General features: G+C 66.5%; 15 protein-coding genes, 1 tRNA gene and 1 pseudogene. 14 read left to right on the top strand and 3 right to left on the bottom strand.

The genetic code is table 11. The features are described 5' to 3' along the window. Window positions 1–14 precede the first annotated feature (14 nt). Window positions 15–1,295, bottom strand: a complete 1,281-nt coding sequence (gabT, locus tag PVZ72_RS09230) for a 4-aminobutyrate--2-oxoglutarate transaminase (protein ID WP_273861763.1) — start codon at window positions 1,293–1,295, stop codon at window positions 15–17. A 220-nt stretch (window positions 1,296–1,515) separates the two neighbouring features. Next, on the bottom strand, window positions 1,516–2,964 hold the full coding sequence (gene gabD, locus PVZ72_RS09225) for an NADP-dependent succinate-semialdehyde dehydrogenase (RefSeq protein ID WP_273861762.1): 1,449 nt from the start codon (window positions 2,962–2,964) through the stop codon (window positions 1,516–1,518). A gap of 342 nt (window positions 2,965–3,306) precedes the next feature. On the opposite strand from gabD, the gene PVZ72_RS09220 reads away from it, so the two are divergent. The 4 genes from PVZ72_RS09220 (at window position 3,307) to sugE (ending at window position 4,844) form a co-directional block, all read left to right on the top strand. Beyond that, window positions 3,307–3,383, top strand: a tRNA-Arg gene (locus tag PVZ72_RS09220). Between the two features lie 251 nt (window positions 3,384–3,634). Next, the gene (locus PVZ72_RS09215; RefSeq protein ID WP_273861761.1) at window positions 3,635–3,865 is read left to right on the top strand and encodes a hypothetical protein; all 231 of its coding nucleotides are present in this window, start codon (window positions 3,635–3,637) and stop codon (window positions 3,863–3,865) included. Window positions 3,866–3,965: 100 nt separating this feature from the next. Further along, the gene (locus PVZ72_RS09210) at window positions 3,966–4,352 is read left to right on the top strand and encodes a hypothetical protein (RefSeq protein ID WP_273861760.1); all 387 of its coding nucleotides are present in this window, start codon (window positions 3,966–3,968) and stop codon (window positions 4,350–4,352) included. Window positions 4,353–4,526: 174 nt separating this feature from the next. After that, window positions 4,527–4,844: a quaternary ammonium compound efflux SMR transporter SugE gene (sugE, locus tag PVZ72_RS09205; protein WP_133861349.1), complete on the top strand. Its 318-nt coding sequence runs from the start codon at window positions 4,527–4,529 to the stop codon at window positions 4,842–4,844. Window positions 4,845–4,854: 10 nt separating this feature from the next. Here the strand turns inward: sugE and PVZ72_RS09200 are convergent, their stop codons facing one another. Beyond that, window positions 4,855–5,325, bottom strand: a complete 471-nt coding sequence (locus PVZ72_RS09200; RefSeq protein WP_273861759.1) for a hypothetical protein — start codon at window positions 5,323–5,325, stop codon at window positions 4,855–4,857. A gap of 28 nt (window positions 5,326–5,353) precedes the next feature. On the opposite strand from PVZ72_RS09200, the gene PVZ72_RS09195 reads away from it, so the two are divergent. From PVZ72_RS09195 to PVZ72_RS09155, 10 genes and pseudogenes are all read left to right on the top strand, one after another. Beyond that, window positions 5,354–6,514 carry a PQQ-dependent sugar dehydrogenase gene (locus tag PVZ72_RS09195; RefSeq protein ID WP_273861758.1) on the top strand — a complete coding sequence of 387 codons (1,161 nt, stop codon included), beginning with the start codon at window positions 5,354–5,356 and terminating at the stop codon, window positions 6,512–6,514. Between the two features lie 325 nt (window positions 6,515–6,839). Continuing rightward, the gene (locus PVZ72_RS09190; protein ID WP_133861351.1) at window positions 6,840–7,913 is read left to right on the top strand and encodes a saccharopine dehydrogenase family protein; all 1,074 of its coding nucleotides are present in this window, start codon (window positions 6,840–6,842) and stop codon (window positions 7,911–7,913) included. A gap of 66 nt (window positions 7,914–7,979) precedes the next feature. Further along, the gene (locus PVZ72_RS09185) at window positions 7,980–8,921 is read left to right on the top strand and encodes a Gfo/Idh/MocA family protein (protein WP_273861757.1); all 942 of its coding nucleotides are present in this window, start codon (window positions 7,980–7,982) and stop codon (window positions 8,919–8,921) included. Between the two features lie 109 nt (window positions 8,922–9,030). Continuing rightward, window positions 9,031–9,813: pseudogene (locus PVZ72_RS24195) on the top strand (MCP four helix bundle domain-containing protein); the annotation flags it as partial. Then, window positions 9,808–10,671, top strand: a complete 864-nt coding sequence (locus PVZ72_RS24190; RefSeq protein ID WP_443218244.1) for a methyl-accepting chemotaxis protein — start codon at window positions 9,808–9,810, stop codon at window positions 10,669–10,671. The pseudogene PVZ72_RS24195 and the gene PVZ72_RS24190, both read left to right, overlap by 6 nt. A gap of 166 nt (window positions 10,672–10,837) precedes the next feature. Further along, window positions 10,838–11,092 carry a hypothetical protein gene (locus PVZ72_RS09175; RefSeq protein ID WP_133861354.1) on the top strand — a complete coding sequence of 85 codons (255 nt, stop codon included), beginning with the start codon at window positions 10,838–10,840 and terminating at the stop codon, window positions 11,090–11,092. Window positions 11,093–11,456: 364 nt separating this feature from the next. Then, a complete protein-coding gene (locus PVZ72_RS09170) occupies window positions 11,457–12,350 on the top strand; it encodes an SDR family oxidoreductase (protein ID WP_187980282.1) in 894 nt (297 codons plus the stop codon). 5 nt (window positions 12,351–12,355) lie between these two features. Beyond that, complete coding sequence (locus tag PVZ72_RS09165; protein WP_273861755.1) at window positions 12,356–14,155, top strand: glycoside hydrolase family 15 protein; 1,800 nt, start codon at window positions 12,356–12,358, stop codon at window positions 14,153–14,155. Beyond that, complete coding sequence (locus tag PVZ72_RS09160) at window positions 14,152–14,733, top strand: DNA-3-methyladenine glycosylase (RefSeq protein ID WP_187980284.1); 582 nt, start codon at window positions 14,152–14,154, stop codon at window positions 14,731–14,733. The genes PVZ72_RS09165 and PVZ72_RS09160 overlap by 4 nt, the downstream gene beginning before the upstream one ends. A gap of 41 nt (window positions 14,734–14,774) precedes the next feature. After that, on the top strand, window positions 14,775–15,065 hold the full coding sequence (locus PVZ72_RS09155) for a DUF2845 domain-containing protein (protein ID WP_187980285.1): 291 nt from the start codon (window positions 14,775–14,777) through the stop codon (window positions 15,063–15,065). The last annotated feature ends 333 nt before the right edge of the window (window positions 15,066–15,398 follow it).

The following is a 15,398-nucleotide window of genomic DNA, read 5'->3' as shown; positions in this document are numbered from 1 at the left end:
GGTTCGGGTAGGACTCAGGCCAATTCGGCGAAGCACTCGCCGATAATGGCCAAGCCGCGATCCAGCTCTTCGTCGCTGGCGGTCAGGGGCACGAGGATGCGCAGCACGTTGCCGTAGCTGCCGCAGCTGAGCAGGATCAGCCCCTTCTGGCGCGCCCGGACCACGATCTGGCTGGTCAGCTCGGCATCGGGTTGCTCGATGTCGCCTTCCTTGCCCAGCTCCATGGCGATCATGGCGCCCAGGCCACGGACGTCGCAGATCTGCGCGTGCTTGGCGGCCAGTTCGCGCAGACCCGCGGTGAGGCGCTCACCCACGGCCTTGGAGCGGTCCAGCAGCTTTTCTTCCTCGAAGGTCTCGATCACCGCCAGGGCCGCGGCGCAGGCGATGGGGCTGCCGGCATAGGTGCCACCCAGGCCACCGGGGGTGACGGCATCCATCACCGTGGCGCGACCGGTCACGCCCGACAGCGGGAAACCGCCGGCGATGGATTTGGCGAAGGTCACCAGGTCGGCGTCGACGCCCATCTGCTCCATGGCGAAGAAGGTCCCGGTACGACCGGCGCCGGACTGGACTTCATCGGCGATCAGCAGGATGCCGTGGGTATCGCACAGCTTGCGCAGGCGCTGCATGAATGCCTTGGGCGCGGCATAGAAACCGCCCTCGCCCTGCACCGGCTCGAGGATGATGGCCGCGATGTCGCCAGGGGCCGCATCGTTCTTGAAGATGCGCTCGACGCTGGCGATGGCGTCATCGACGCTGATGCCATGCAGTTCGCAGGGATAGAGCGCGCGATAGACGCCGCCGGGCATGAGGCCCATGCCGGCCGAATAGGGCGCGACCTTGCCGGTCAGCGACAGGGTCATCATGGTGCGGCCGTGATAGGCGCTGGAGAAGGCGATGACGCCGGCGCGCTGGGTGGCGGCGCGGGCGATCTTGACGGCATTCTCCACGGCTTCGGAGCCGGAGTTGAACAGTGCGGTCTTTTTCGGGAAGTTGCCCGGCACCAGTTCGTTGAGCTTTTCGCAGACCTCGACATAGGGCTCGTAGGCCAGCACCTGGAAGCAGGTGTGGGAGACCTTGGTCAGCTGCTCCTGCACGGCCGCCACCACGCGCGGATGCAGGTGGCCGGTGTTGAGCACGGCGATGCCGCCGGCGAAGTCCAGGAATTCATTGCCCTCTACGTCCCAGACCTTGGCGTTCTCCGCACGGTCGACGAAGATCGGGTGGGTCTGGCCGACGCCACGGGCGACGGCTGCGCTGCGACGGTGCATCAGGGAATCATTGGTGTGGCTCATTGCAGTCCTCGATGGCCGCTCATCGTGGCGGCCGGCTACGGGAAAGGCGCGGACCGGATTCCGGGCAGCATACGATGATCGACTGCCAACGGCCCGGCGTCCGCGCCGGGAGAAATCTTTGGATCGGCGGGCCCCGTTGGGCTTCGACGATGGAGCCGTCTCAGCCCAACCTACGATATAGGTAGGTTGGGCTAAGCGTAGCGAAGCCCACCGAACGGGATCAGACGCCCAGACAGAGGTACTTGATCTCGAGGTAGTCCTCGATGCCGTACTTGGAGCCCTCGCGGCCCAGGCCCGAAGCCTTGACGCCACCAAAGGGTGCGACTTCGTTGGAGATCAGGCCGGTGTTGATGCCGACCATGCCGTACTCCAGCGCCTCGGCCACGCGGAACACGCGGGACAGGTCGCGGGCATAGAAGTAGGAGGCCAGGCCGAATTCGGTGTCGTTGGCCAGCTCGATGACCTCGGCCTCGTCCTTGAAGCGGAACAGCGGCGCCAGCGGGCCGAAGGTCTCTTCCTTGGACACCTTGGCGCTCCTGGGCACGTCGGCGAGGATGGTCGGCTCGAAGTAGCTGCCGCCGTTGGCGTGGGCCTTGCCCCCGGCGATGACCCTGGCGCCCTGGCTCACGGCGTCGTCGATGTGTTCCTTGACCTTGGCCGCCGCCTTGGCGTCGATCAGCGGGCCGATGGTCACGCCCTCTTCCAGGCCGTTGCCGACCTTGAGCTTGGCCACCGCGGCCTTGAATTTCTCGGCGAAGGCGTCGTAGACACCGTCCTGGATATAGAGGCGGTTGACGCAGACGCAGGTCTGGCCAGCGTTGCGGTACTTGGAGGCGATGGCGCCTTCCACGGCCTTGTCCAGATCGGCGTCGTCGAAGACGATGAAGGGCGCGTTGCCGCCCAGTTCCAGCGACAGCTTCTTGATGGTGGGCGCGCTCTGCTCCATCAGCTTGGCACCGATCTCGGTGGAGCCGGTAAAGGAGATCTTGCGCACGATGGGGCTTTCGGTCAGCTCGGCGCCGATTTCGGCGGCGGAGCCGGTGACCACGCTCAGCACGCCCTTGGGAATGCCGGCGCGCTCGGCCAGCTCGACCAGGGCCAGTGCCGAGTACGGGGTCTGGCTGGCGGGCTTGATGACCATGGTGCAGCCGGCGGCCAGGGCCGGACCGGCCTTGCGGGTGATCATCGCGGTGGGGAAATTCCACGGCGTGATGGCGGCGGTGACGCCGATGGGCTGCTTGATCACCAGGATGCGCTTGTCGGCCTGGTGGCCGGGGATGGTATCGCCATAGATGCGCTTGGCTTCTTCGGCGAACCACTCGATGAAGGAGGCGGCATAGGCGATCTCGCCCTTGGCCTCGGCCAGCGGCTTGCCCTGCTCCAGGGTCATCAGCCGGCCCAGGTCGTCCTGGTTCTCGATCATCAGCTCGTACCAGCGCCGCAGCTTGGCCGAACGCTCCTTGGCGGTCAGCGCGCGCCAGCCCGGCAGGGCGCGGTTGGCGGCGTCGATGGCACGTTTGGTCTCGGCGCGACCGAGCTTGGGAATGGTGCCCAGGGTCTCGCCGGTGGCCGGGTTGTCCACCTTGACGGTGGCACCGCTGTCGGCGTCGATCCAGGCGCCGTCGACATAGGCTTGCTGGCGAAACAGGGAAGCGTCTTTGAGCTGCATTACGGTCTCCTTGGCTGAAAGGGCCGGAAGCAAGGGCATGACACCCCTGCGCCTGCGATAGGGTCAGGCCTGGAAACGCTGGCATCGCCACCGTTCAGCGCCCGCTCGAGCAACGTCCGAACCGCCCTAGGCGTTCGAAATATTGAACGCATCCTAGGAGAATCCTGAACCCCTGCGCAAGAGCGCTAGCCAGGTTTTCGCGTCGCCCTCCTCCTTGTTTATGCAGCCCTTGCTACGCCCCGCGAAACAGTCGTTCAAAATCAACAACATCGTGCATCCGGGCATGGACGGTCGGGGGCAAGGTGAGTATGATGGCGACCGATTCAGCGTCACCGAATCGCTGCACTCGTAGCTCAGCTGGATAGAGTACTGCCCTCCGAAGGCAGGGGTCGTGGGTTCGAATCCCGCCGAGTGCGCCATCTCCCGTTCACCGTCGCGTGAACCTCAGCAAAGCCCGCCATCGCGCGGGCTTTGCTGTTTCTGGCTGTCGCTCAAGCCTTTCCAAGATGCACAGACCGTTCGTGAAAGGACCTTCGCCAGATTGCCGGCGTGATTTCTCTGACCATTATCACTACCCCACTCGCGATTCTGATCTAAGCTCTGCCCCTAGACCCGCTCCAACCAGCCGGCCGGATGCCGATACCCTGGGATCACCTCGCAAGGACGCCTCATGAGATACCTCCTGACCAGCTCGGTCACCCTTTTTCTCGCCGCTCCGCTCCTGACCGAAGACACCGCCCTGGCCCAGGCCGGCCATGCCATCCGTCCAGGGATAGAGGCAGCTGCTCACGCCCTGAATCTGTCGCTGCTGCAGAGCAGTGCGGTCGGCAGGGGCCCGGTGGCCGAAGGGGCGCGGCTGCAGCTGGCGGCGCTGGAACGGCAGGCGCGGCGAGACGACTAGCCTCAGGACTTTGCCAAGGCCTGGCGCAGAGCCCGGCTTGAACGAAGCGCCCGAACCGGGCTCTCAAGGTCTCCACTACGGCCACCCCGAGGAGACCTGGATGAAATCCCTGATTCCCCTGTTGCTGCTGCCCCTCGCCTTGGGCGCCTGTACCCGGGAGCCGGTTCGGCAGGACGACCTCGGCCTGCCGAGCTGCAATCTGGCAGAACAGCGCGCCGTGCCGGGCGAACGGGGCGGATCGATCACGGATCCGCGGCAGGCGCATGTCTCGATGCGGGCCAATGTGCTGTTGGCGGATGTGAGCACGGCGCGCAAGGCGCGGCGGATCAGTCAGGAGCAGGCGACGGCCTTCAGCGAACGCATCGCCGCGGTGCGTAGCCAGACCGATGACCTGGTCAGGCAGCAGGGCTTTCTCAGCGCGGCCGAACGCGCCAGTTTCGATCGGGAATTCGACGGGATCGCCACGCAAATCTGCCAGCCGCGCTAGCGGACGGGTGCGCCTGACCAGGCTGGGTCGAAAGGCGCGGCCATGAACGGCTAGGATAACGGTATCGATCAGGTGGTAAGGCAGCTTGCCGCCCTCTTCTCTTGGCCCCCGGGGACGACCCCGGCGATCGGTGGGCAGCGTTCCGGGACGGCCCGGTTTTACAGGAGGCCGTCGTTGGCTTGGTTCTATCTGGTGTGCGCGGGACTGCTCGAGGTGGTCTGGGCGTTCTACATGAAGCAATCCGCGGGCTTCACCCGCCTCACGCCGACGATCATCACCGGGGGCGCCATGGTGGCCAGCGTGGCGCTGCTGTCGATCTCCATGCGCAGCTTGCCGCTGGGCACCGCCTATACGATCTGGACCGGTATCGGCGCGGTGGGTGCCTTCATGGTCGGCATCCTGGTGCTGGGCGAGGCGGCGAGTCCGCTGCGCATCCTGGCCGCCGCGCTGATCGTCAGCGGGCTGGTGCTGATGAAGCTGACCTCGTCCTGAGCGCCCTCCCCTAGCGCGGGAGCACCGAGCGCGCCAGCCAGATGAACAGCAGCCCGCCAAGCAACCCACCCACGGCCATCGCCAGCAGCCCTTCCAGGGTGCGCGTGGCGTAGATAAGCACCGGCATGGGCGCGAAGGCGTCGATCAGGCGGATGGCGGCGATCAGGCTGAGGCTGCTGGCCAGCGGCAGCAGGCAGGCGCGATAGGTACCGCCATGACGACCCAGCCAGAGGGCCGCGGCAAAGGCTGGTAACCAAGCGGCGAGCACGATGGCGGCATAGACGGGTCCGAAGCCCAGCAGATCATCCAGCGAGGTGCGCCCGCGCGTGGCCAGGTCGATCGGCTGGCCGAGTCCCTGGAGGGCGGCCAGGTTGTATTGGGTCTGCACCAGGCTGCCCCAGGCGGTGGTCAGCAGCAGGGCCGCGGCGAACGCCAGCAGGGTGCGCGGTTGCAACAGGGCGCGCCAGAGCGGTTGGGGCATGGTCGGAAAATCCCTTGGAGAGAGGCAGATGCTAGCGAAAGCGGGTACCCGGAACAGACCTCAAGCGTTACCTAAAGCTTCCGGCCGCTGGGCCTGGCTGGCATGGCTGGCCCTGCTGGCGGTTCCGCTGGCGCTGGCGGCGCCGACCTACCGGATCGAGACGGTGGCGACCGGGCTGGATAGACCCTGGTCGCTGGCCTTCCTGCCCGATGGCCGGGCGCTCCTGACCGAGGGCACCGGGCGCTTGCGGCTGCTGGTACCGGACGGTGCCGGCCGCCTCAGGCTGCAGGCGGAAGCCGTGAGCGGACTGCCCGAGCTCTATACCGAAGGCCAGGCCGGTCTGTTCGAGGTGCTGCCAGACCCGGATTTCGCTCACAACCAATTCATCTATCTCTCCCATGCGACCGGCACGCGCCAGGCCAATCATTTGAAGGTGGTGCGCGCCCGGCTGGACGGCGGACGCCTGCAGGACGTCCAACCGCTGTTCACCAGCCAGCCGGCCAAGGCCTTCGGGCAGCACTTCGGGGCGCGGATGGCCCTGCTCGGCGACGGCACCCTGGCCATCGCCCTGGGCGACGGCAACGTCGAGCGCACCGATGCCCAGCGACTGGATACCCATCTGGGCAAGATCGTGCGCATCACCCGCGACGGCCAGGTGCCGGCGGACAACCCCTTCATCAAGCGACCCGGCGCCCTGCCGGAGATCTACAGCCTCGGCCATCGCAATCCCCAGGGCCTGGTCTGGGTGCCCGAGCGCCAGGCGCTGTACGAGCACGAGCACGGCTCCAAGGGCGGCGACGAACTCAATCTGATCCGCGCCGGTGCCAACTATGGCTGGCCGCTGACCACCGGCGGCGTGGACTACACCGGCGCGCGCATCTCGCCCTTTCGCGAGTTGCCGGGCATCACCCCACCGCTGCTGGAATGGACGCCGTCGATCGCGCCCGCGGGCATGACCTGGTACGACGGCCAGGGCTTCCCCGCCTGGCGCGGCAGTCTGTTCGTGGCGGCGCTGCGGGAGAAGTCGGTGCGGCGGATACCGCTGGTTGAGGGTATGCCTGGTCCGCAGGAGCTGCTGTTCCAGGAACTGGACCAGCGTCTGCGCGAGGTGCGCAGCGGCCCGGACGGCAATCTCTGGCTGCTCACCGATGGTCAGGAGGGCCAGCTGTTGCGGGTAGTGCCGGGGTAGGTAGTGAGTACAGCCGTGGTGCCGATCCTATACAGCGCCAGTCGCGGCCATGCCGGTGCGCGGTAGGTTGGGTTGAGCGCAGCGAAGCCCAACATCGCCTCGGGGCTCGCCATGTTGGGCTTCGACGATAGAGCCGTCTCAACCCAACCTACGGAGACATCGATAGCCTGTTGGGGCGGCAACTCGGGTAAGCCGCGAGCCGTCTCGTCGAAACGACGAATACTCCGCCGTTTCGTCAAATAAAGCACAACGATTCGACGCTCTGACGCTCACATCTGACAGCGCCGCTTTCTAAGCTGGAGCCTCAACCACGGAGGATCCCGCCATGAAAGTCACCCTGCTCGGCGCCGGCCATATCGGCTACACCATTTCGCAATTGCTGCACGCCAGTGGCGACTACCAGGTGACGGTGGCGGATCGCGACGAGCGCGCCCTGGCAGCCATCGCCGCCCTGGGCGTGCAGACCCGGACCCTGGATACCGCCGACGCCAGCGCTCTGGCGGCGGCCCTGGACGATCAGGACGTAGTGCTCAATGCCCTGCCCTATCATCTGGCGATTCCGGTGGCCCAGGCGGCCAAGGCCACCAACACCCACTATTTCGACCTGACCGAAGACGTGAAGGCGACCAAGACCATCCGCCAACTGGCCGAGGGCGCGAGCAATGCCTTCATGCCCCAGTGCGGTCTGGCACCCGGCTTCATCGGTATCGCCGCGCACTCCCTGGCCAAGCGCTTCGACAGCGTGCGCGAGGTGAAGATGCGTGTCGGCGCCCTGCCGGAATTCCCCACCAATGCCCTGAAGTACAACCTGACCTGGAGCGTCGACGGCCTGGTCAACGAGTACTGCCACCCCTGCGAAGCCGTGCGCAACGGCGAGCTGCAACTGGTGCAGCCGCTGGAAGGCCTGGAACACTTTTCCCTGGACGGCGTGGAATACGAGGCCTTCAACACCTCGGGCGGCCTGGGCACCCTCTGCGAGACGCTGCAGGGCCAGGTGGAAACCCTGGACTACAAGACCGTGCGCTATCCCGGTCACCGTGACCTGATGAAGTTCCTGCTGGAAGACCTGCGCTTGGCCGGTGACCAGGAGCAGCTCAAGAACATCCTGCGCGGCGCCGTGCCCACCACCATGCAGGACGTGGTGCTGGTGTTCGTCACCGTCAGCGGGATGCGTGGCGGCAAGCTGGTGCAGGAGGTGTTCAGCCGCAAGATCTTTGCCGCCGAGCGCGACGGTCGCCTGACCAGCGCCATCCAGATCACTACCGCCGCCGGCATCTGCACCGCCCTGGATCTGTTCCGCGAAGGCAAGCTGCCGCAGCGCGGCTTCATCGCCCAGGAGCAGGTGGACATGGAGGCCTTCCTGGCCAACCGTTTCGGCAAGGCCTACCAGCCGGTCTGATCGGGGAAGCTTAGCGGTAGACCAGGGGTCCATAACGGAACAGTTACCGTTGGAGGACCCCTCGTCATGCTCAGCGTCGCCATCGTCGGTTGCGAACAGATCCACGCCCAGGACTATCTGGACACCAGCCTGGTCGATCCGCGCGTGCGGGTAGTGGCGGTGGCCAGCGAACGCGATCCCGCCCGCGCCCGGCGCCTCGCTACCCCTCAGGGTCTGCCGGTAGTGGATGACTTCGCCCGGGTGCCCGAGGTGGACCTGGCCTTCGTCACCACCTCCATCGAGGATCACGAGGCGGCGGTGACCGCCCTGCTCCCGCGCGCTCGGCACCTGTTCGTGGAAAAGCCGCTGGCCGTCTCGGCAGCCCGCGCCTCGGCCCTGGCCGATCAGCTCGCCGGGCGTTCCTGCTTCAGCGGCTTCTATCTGCGCACCGACCCGGCCCTGCAGCTGTTGCGCCAGCGGGCGCGGGACGGTGCCATCGGTAGCCTCAGCCACCTGTCACTGACCGCCGGCCATCCGGGCCTGCTGGAGGGCTGGCTCAGCGATTGGCCGGCGCATCTGGACGAGCGCCGCATGGGCTATGGCGCCTTTGGCGACCTGGCCGTGCACCTGCTGGATTTCAGCGCCTGGCTATGCGGTGAGGCCCTGACGGTCGTCCATAGCCGACTGGACCGCGATCCGCGCTGGCCGCTGGATCATGGCGGCGAGGCCTTGCTCCAGGCCGGTGATCTGCCGATTCATCTGCGCGCCAGCGCTACCCTGCGCGGTCCGCGGCTGGCCATTCGTCTGGACGGTAGCGAGGGAACCCTGGAGCTTTCCGCGGGGCGCCTGGTGCTGCACGACGCCAAGGGCAATCGCCAGGTGCTGGCCGAGGGCGTGGACCCCGGCGTGCCCCAGGGCGCCCAGGCGGTGTTCGACCAACTGCTCGGCCAACCGCGACCGGAACTGGCCGGTCTGGCGGATGCCCTGAGGGCCAATCGGCTGCTTGATAGCCTCTATGGACGCGGTTGAAGGCGGAATCGAACGCTCCGGCCCCACCTAAAGGTCGGACTGTTGGTGCCGATAGCGAGGGTATCCAGCGCAACTTGGCTGATACCCCCCTCGCAGAAAGGAAGGCTCCATGGTCTGGTTCAACAATCTGGCACTGGCGAAGAAACTCGCCATGGCCTTTGGCCTGTGCACGGCCATCACCCTGGGCATCGGCGCCGTCGGCTTCAGCGGTATCCGCAGCGTCAACGCCCAGCTGGATAACGTGCTGGGCGACACGCTGCTCTCCATCAGCCTGCTCAACGATGCCAAGAGCAATGTCATCGGCCACAACCGCGATCTGTTCCGCGTGCTGTCCATGGCCTACGGCGAGGCACCCCAGAGCGAACTCCAGACCGTCATCACCTCCCTGCGCGACAACCAGGCCGATGCCGAAAAACCCTTCGCCGCCTATCGCACCACGCCGCTGCAGGCCGATGAAAAGCAGGCCGGTGATGCCTTCGAGCAGGACTGGAAGAGCTATATCGCCGGTACCGACGCCATCCTGGCGCGACTGGCCGCCAAGGACGTAGCCGGTGCCGCCAAGCTGTTGAACGAGCAGGTGCAACCCACCTACCGCAAGACCATGGCCTCGTTCAAGATCATGATTCAGTCCAACAAGCGCCAGAGCGCCGAAGCCGGCGACGCCGCGCATGCTGCCTACCAGAAAGCGGTCTGGGCACTCGGCCTGGGGCTGCTGCTGGCCACGCTCTGTGCCCTGGCGCTGAGCATCGTCATCACGCGCCTGATCGTTTCGCCCATCCGCCAGGCGGTGGGCAGCGCCGAGCGCGTCGCCCAGGGCGATCTGACCCAGCCGATCCAGAGCAGTCGCCGCGACGAAGTCGGCCAGCTGCTGCAGGCCCTCGGCGGCATGCAGCGGAGCCTGAAAGACACCGTGCAGCAGATGGCCGGTGCCTCCAGCCAGCTCGCCGCGGCTGCCGAGGAATTGCACGCGGTGACCGAGGAGAGTTCGCGTGGCCAGGTCCGCCAGCACGACGAGGTGCAGCAGGCTGCCACTGCAGTCAACCAGATGACCGCCGCGGTGGAAGAGGTGGCGCGTAATGCCGCCTCCACCTCCACCGCCTCCCAGGACACCAGCCGCGAAGCCCAGCAGGGTCGCGAGCAGGTGCAGCAGGCCGCCCAGGCCATGGCGGTGATGACCGGCGAGATCACCGACTCGACCCAGAAGGTGCAGACCCTGGAAGGCCAGGTGCGCGAGATCGGCAAATTGCTGGAGGTGATCCGCGGGATCGCCGAGCAGACCAACCTGCTGGCGCTCAATGCCGCCATCGAAGCCGCCCGGGCAGGCGAACAGGGCCGCGGCTTCGCCGTGGTGGCGGACGAGGTCCGTGCCCTGGCCCATCGCACTCAGGGGTCCACCGGCGAGATCGAACGCATGATGAGCGCCGTGCGCAGCAGCGCCGAGGAAGCGGTGGGCGCCATGCACAAGAGCCAGTCCCTGGCCGACAGCACCCAGGCGCGCGCCAATCGGGCCGGTGAAGCCCTGGACCGCATCGCCGCCGGGGTCGCCCAGATCGAGGAGCGCAACCTGGTGATCGCCAGTGCCGCCGAAGAGCAGGCCCAGGTCGCCCGCGAAGTGGATCGCAATCTGGTCAACATCCAGGACCTGTCCACCCAGACTGCTACCGGGGCCCAGCAGACGGCCGCCTCCAGCCAGGAGCTGTCGCGACTGGCCACCTCCTTCCAGAGCCTGGTGGCGCAATTCCGTTACTGATCGGCCACCCAGGGGACCTTCCGACCGGCGGTCAGCCTGCCCTCGCCGCAGCGAGTGGCAGGCTTCCCGCGCGGCCATGGGTCTGCCGACGTGACGCGCCGATGTTCGGAATTGAACATTGCGTGCCAGCGCGGTTCTGAACAGAAAGACCTGAATGGATGCTCCCATGCGCTTTACCTACGATGCCCGCCGCAGCTACCGCCTGATCGGCCTGGACGATGGTCGTCTGGCTGGGCAATTGCTGTGTGGGCAGCTTTACATCATGGTCGCGGGCGATGGAAAGCAACCGCAGTCCTATGCGCAGCTGGAAGATGACCAGTTGCGCACCGCCGAGGGCCAGCTGATCGGCTGTCGCGACGCGGATATCCTTACCCTGCAGCGAACTGGCGTAGCCCTGCGGCTGGAGCCACTCGACGCCTGAGGCAGAACGGCTAGCGCGATTCTCTCTATCTCGGGCCACCAGCATGGCCTCCACCACCGGGCGGCGGTATGAACAGCCAGTACCCGGGCAAGCACAACAGGGCCGCCAGCGCGGCCACTTTCGCGCTCTTCGCCATCACGACGATCGCTCCTGCCGAAGAGCCCTTCCCTTCTCCCCGTCATTGGACGCCAGGCCAAGCCGGAAAAGGCATAGACATGGGTTGAAGTCAGGCAAGAACGCCGTCCGGCCCGCTACATCCGTCGCCGATCGGTGGGAACCTCTTACGTAACTTGTCGCTCCATTTCCTTGAACGTCATCGAAAAGATGCCAAACGGGCGCCTTTTGGCCCCCTTCAGGAGATGTCATGTCCAGCGACAACCAGTACAGCATGCAGAACCCCCTTACCCAGTATCCCCAGCCGGAATTTGCCAAGCAGCCCCAGCAGGCCCCGGGTCTGGCCCAGGCCATGGAACCGCGCCCCGATCATGGCGAGGCCAGCTACAAGGGCTTCGGTCGCCTGGCCGGGCGCAAGGCGCTGATCACCGGCGCGGATTCGGGAATCGGTCGGGCCACGGCCATCGCCTATGCCCGGGAGGGTGCCGATCTGGTGCTCAACTACCTGCCCGAGGAAGAGGCCGACGCCCAGGAAGTGGTCAAGCTGGTGGAAGCCGAGGGTCGCAAGGCCGTCTGCGTTCCCGGTGACCTGAAGGACGAAGCCTTCTGCACCCAACTGGTGAGCAAGGCCAAGGAGGCCCTGGGTGGCCTCGACATCCTGGTCAATGTGGCTGGCAAGCAGACCGCCGTGCAGGACATCGCCGAGCTGACCACCGAGCAGTTCGACGCTACCTACAAGACCAACGTCTACGCCCTGTTCTGGCTGTGCAAGGCCGCGCTGCCGCACCTGCCGGCTGGCGCCGCCATCATCAACACCACCTCGATCCAGGCCACCCAGCCCTCGGAATTCCTGCTGGACTACGCCTCGACCAAGGCGGCCATCACCAACTTCACCAAGGCGCTGGCCAAGCAGGTCGCCAGCAAGGGCATCCGCGTCAATGCCGTAGCCCCCGGTCCCTTCTGGACGCCGCTGCAGCCCAGCGGTGGTCAGCCCCAGGAGAAGATCCCCACCTTCGGCGGCGAGACGGTGTTCAAGCGTCCCGGGCAGCCGGCGGAACTGGCGCCCATCTATGTACTGCTGGCCTCCCAGGAGTCGAGCTATGTGACCGGTGAGGTCTATGGCGCCACCGGAGGCATGGGCTGACGGCCATGGCGGCCTTCGATCCCGCCCGCCAGGATGGCTACGCGCCCCTGGCGGGCTATGCCGCCCTCTCCGATGGGCGTTCGGTCGCCCTGGTGGCGCCGGACGGCTCGCTGGACTGGTGGTGCGTGCCCAACATGGATTCCGCACCGCTGTTCGACCGCCTGCTGGATGCCCCGACAGGCGGTTTCTTTTCGATCGCGCCGGTGGCCGACTATCGCGTAGAGCGCGCCTACCGCGAAGACAGCAACGTCCTGGAAACCTGCTTTCACACCGCTGACGGCAGCGTGCGCCTCACCGAATCGCTCAACAGCGGTTCGGCCGGACGCCTGCCCTGGTGCGAACTGGGTCGCCGCGTCGAAGGCCTTTCCGGACGGGTCGAATTGCGTATCGAGCTGGTACCCGGGACCCAGGGCCAGACCGTGTCGCCCTGGATGCGCAGCACCCCCAATGGCGAGGTCATGCACGTCGATGGCGTGATGGCCACCCTGCGCTATTGCGAGCGGCTGGAGATCCTCCAATGCGATGATCGCCGATTGGTGGGGCGACTGGTACTGGAAGCCGGGCAACGCAGCGTCCTGGCCTTGACCGCGACCGAGAACGAACCCCTGGTGGTGCCCTCCCTGGACGAGGTGGACCAGCGTATCGATCGCAGTGACCAGGCCTGGCGCGAATGGGCCCAGGGCTTCGCCTACCGGGGCGAATTCCTCAGCGAGGTGAAGCGCTCGGCGCTGGCTCTCAAGCTGCTGCTCTACTCCCCCACCGGTGCCATCGTCGCCGCCGCCACCACCTCGCTGCCGGAACGCATCGGCGGCGACAAGAATTATGAATACCGCTATGCCTGGGTGCGCGATGCGGTCTTTACCATCAAGGCCTTCCTGCGCCTGGGTGCCCTCGGCGAGGCCCAGGCGGCCCTGGCCTGGATCCAGAACGTCATCCGCCGCCACGGCAATCGCCTGCATACCTGCTTTACCCTGGAAGGCGAACTGGCCCCCGAGGAACGCATCATTCCGGTTCCTGGCTATCGCGACTCCCAGCCGGTACGCGTCGGCAATCGCGCCAGCGCCCAGTGTCAGCTGAGTCTCTATGGCGATCTACTGGAGACCTTCCGCCTCTATGCCAGCAAGGGCCATGTGCTGGATTTCGCCACCGCCAGCCTGCTCACCGACCTGGCCAATCTCTGTGCCGATGGTTGGCGCCAGCCGGATGCCGGCATGTGGGAATTGCCTGAAGAGCGCCACTACACCCTGTCCAAGCTGGGCTGCTGGTTCGCCCTGGACCGCGCCGTGACCCTGGCCCGCGATGGCCATATCCCCGACGCCATGTGCGGTCGCTGGGCGCGCGAGCGCGACCGCATCCGCGATTGGGTCAACCAGCACTGCTGGAGCGAACGCAAGCAGGCCTACACCTTCTATGCCGGTACCGAGCGCCTGGACGCCGGGCTGCTGCTCGGCATCCGCTTCGGCTTCGACGGTGGTGAGCGTTCGGTCAGCACCCTGGCGGCCATTCGCCGTGAGTTGGCCCATGGCCCTCTGGTCTATCGCTACAGCGGTGCCGAGCAGGAAGAAGGTGCGTTCCTGGCCTGTTCCTACTGGATGGTCGAGGCCCATGCCGTGCTGGGCGAGGTGGACCAGGCGCGGGAACTGATGCGCGAGGTCCTGGCCGCCAGTCTCAATGGCGTCGGCCTGATGACCGAGATGCGCGATCCCCGGGATGGCGCGGCCCTGGGCAACTTCCCCCAAGGCCTGAGTCACCTGGCCATGGTGCATGCGGCGCTGATCCTGGAAGAGCCGGAGCCCGAGGCGTGAGCGATCTGGATTTCACCCGCCCGGTGGACGAGGTCGCCCGGCAACTGATCGGGGCGACGCTCAGGGTCGAGGGTGTGGGCGGCCTGATCGTCGAGACCGAGGCCTACGACGGCGAAGACCCGGCCTCCCACAGCTTTTCCGGCCCCACTCCGCGCAACCGCGCCATGTTCGGTCCGCCCGGGCATGCCTATGTCTATCGCTCCTATGGCATCCACTGGTGCTTCAATCTGGTCTGCCGCGAGGCCGGGCATGGCGCGGGTGTGCTGATCCGCGCGCTGGAGCCACTGTGGGGTCTGGAGGTGATGCGGGAACGTCGGGGCGGCCTGGCCGATCGCCTGCTGTGCGCCGGTCCCGGCCGGCTATGCCAGGCCCTCGCCATCGACGGCAGTCACGATGGCTTGCCGCTGATCGAGCCACCCTTCCTGCTGGAGCCCGCGGCTGCCGAGGTAGCGGTGATCGCGGGCCCGCGCATCGGCATCAGCCGCGCGCGCGAGGTGCCCTGGCGCTTCGGCCTGGCCGGTTCGCACTATCTGAGTCGTGGCTTTGCCAAAGCGCCCCAGCCCGGCGATAACAGCTAGGCTGAAGGCAACGACCGTTGCCGCAACCTCTCGGAGGCCCCATGCGCGCCAGTCAGCTGCTGCCTATCGCCCTGCTCTTTCCCCTCCTCGCCCAGGCGAGCCTGCGCTGTGGTCAGAGTCTCGTCGAGGAAGGCGACAGCGTCGAACAGGTGCTGGCCGCCTGCGGCGCCCCGGCCGAGCGCAAGATCAATCCACCGGCGCTGCGTAACAACAACGTGCCCAAATTCAATGCCGCCGAGACCCAGTTCTGGACCTATGGCCCGGAGAACGGCGCCTCGCGGCACCTCAAGTTCATCGACGGCAAGCTGGTGGAGATCAGAGTCGAGCGTTAGCGGGAAGCCTCCCTCACCCCAACCCTCTCCCGGAGGGAGAGGGGGAAAAGCACCAGCTCCGACGCAGGGGCGAGGCGGCTCAGGCGTAGGTTGGGTTGAGCGCAGCGAAGCCCAACGGCCAGACACCCTCACCCCAACCCTCTCCCTGAGGGTGAGGGAGAAAAGCACCAGCTCCGACGCAGGGGCGAGGCGGCTCAGGCGTAGATTGTGTTGAGCGCAGCGAAGCCCAAAGGCCAGACACCCTCACCCCAACCCTCTCCCGGAAGGAGAGGGGGAAAGGCAGCAGCTCCGACGCAGGGGCGAGGCGGCTCAGGCGTAGATTGTGTTGAGCGC

Source organism: Pseudomonas sp. LA5, from assembly GCF_028640825.1.
Lineage (GTDB): Bacteria > Pseudomonadota > Gammaproteobacteria > Pseudomonadales > Pseudomonadaceae > Chryseomonas > Chryseomonas aestiva.
This window is presented reverse-complemented; position numbering and strand designations above follow the sequence as displayed.

Excerpts from the sequence above, each read along its gene's own strand:
- PVZ72_RS09190 (WP_133861351.1), top strand. The coding sequence starts at position 6,840 with ATGAAAGTCACCCTGCTCGGCGCCGGCCATATCGGCTACACCATTTCG.
- PVZ72_RS24190 (WP_443218244.1), top strand. The coding sequence starts at position 9,808 with ATGCAGCGGAGCCTGAAAGACACCGTGCAGCAGATGGCCGGTGCCTCC.
- PVZ72_RS09175 (WP_133861354.1), top strand. The coding sequence starts at position 10,838 with ATGCGCTTTACCTACGATGCCCGCCGCAGCTACCGCCTGATCGGCCTG.
- PVZ72_RS09165 (WP_273861755.1), top strand. The coding sequence starts at position 12,356 with ATGGCGGCCTTCGATCCCGCCCGCCAGGATGGCTACGCGCCCCTGGCG.
- PVZ72_RS09210 (WP_273861760.1), top strand. The coding sequence starts at position 3,966 with ATGAAATCCCTGATTCCCCTGTTGCTGCTGCCCCTCGCCTTGGGCGCC.
- gabD (WP_273861762.1), bottom strand. The coding sequence starts at position 2,964 with ATGCAGCTCAAAGACGCTTCCCTGTTTCGCCAGCAAGCCTATGTCGAC.
- PVZ72_RS09200 (WP_273861759.1), bottom strand. The coding sequence starts at position 5,325 with ATGCCCCAACCGCTCTGGCGCGCCCTGTTGCAACCGCGCACCCTGCTG.
- PVZ72_RS09185 (WP_273861757.1), top strand. The coding sequence starts at position 7,980 with ATGCTCAGCGTCGCCATCGTCGGTTGCGAACAGATCCACGCCCAGGAC.
- PVZ72_RS09215 (WP_273861761.1), top strand. The coding sequence starts at position 3,635 with ATGAGATACCTCCTGACCAGCTCGGTCACCCTTTTTCTCGCCGCTCCG.
- gabT (WP_273861763.1), bottom strand. The coding sequence starts at position 1,295 with ATGAGCCACACCAATGATTCCCTGATGCACCGTCGCAGCGCAGCCGTC.
- PVZ72_RS09155 (WP_187980285.1), top strand. The coding sequence starts at position 14,775 with ATGCGCGCCAGTCAGCTGCTGCCTATCGCCCTGCTCTTTCCCCTCCTC.
- PVZ72_RS09195 (WP_273861758.1), top strand. The coding sequence starts at position 5,354 with ATGCTAGCGAAAGCGGGTACCCGGAACAGACCTCAAGCGTTACCTAAA.
- PVZ72_RS09170 (WP_187980282.1), top strand. The coding sequence starts at position 11,457 with ATGTCCAGCGACAACCAGTACAGCATGCAGAACCCCCTTACCCAGTAT.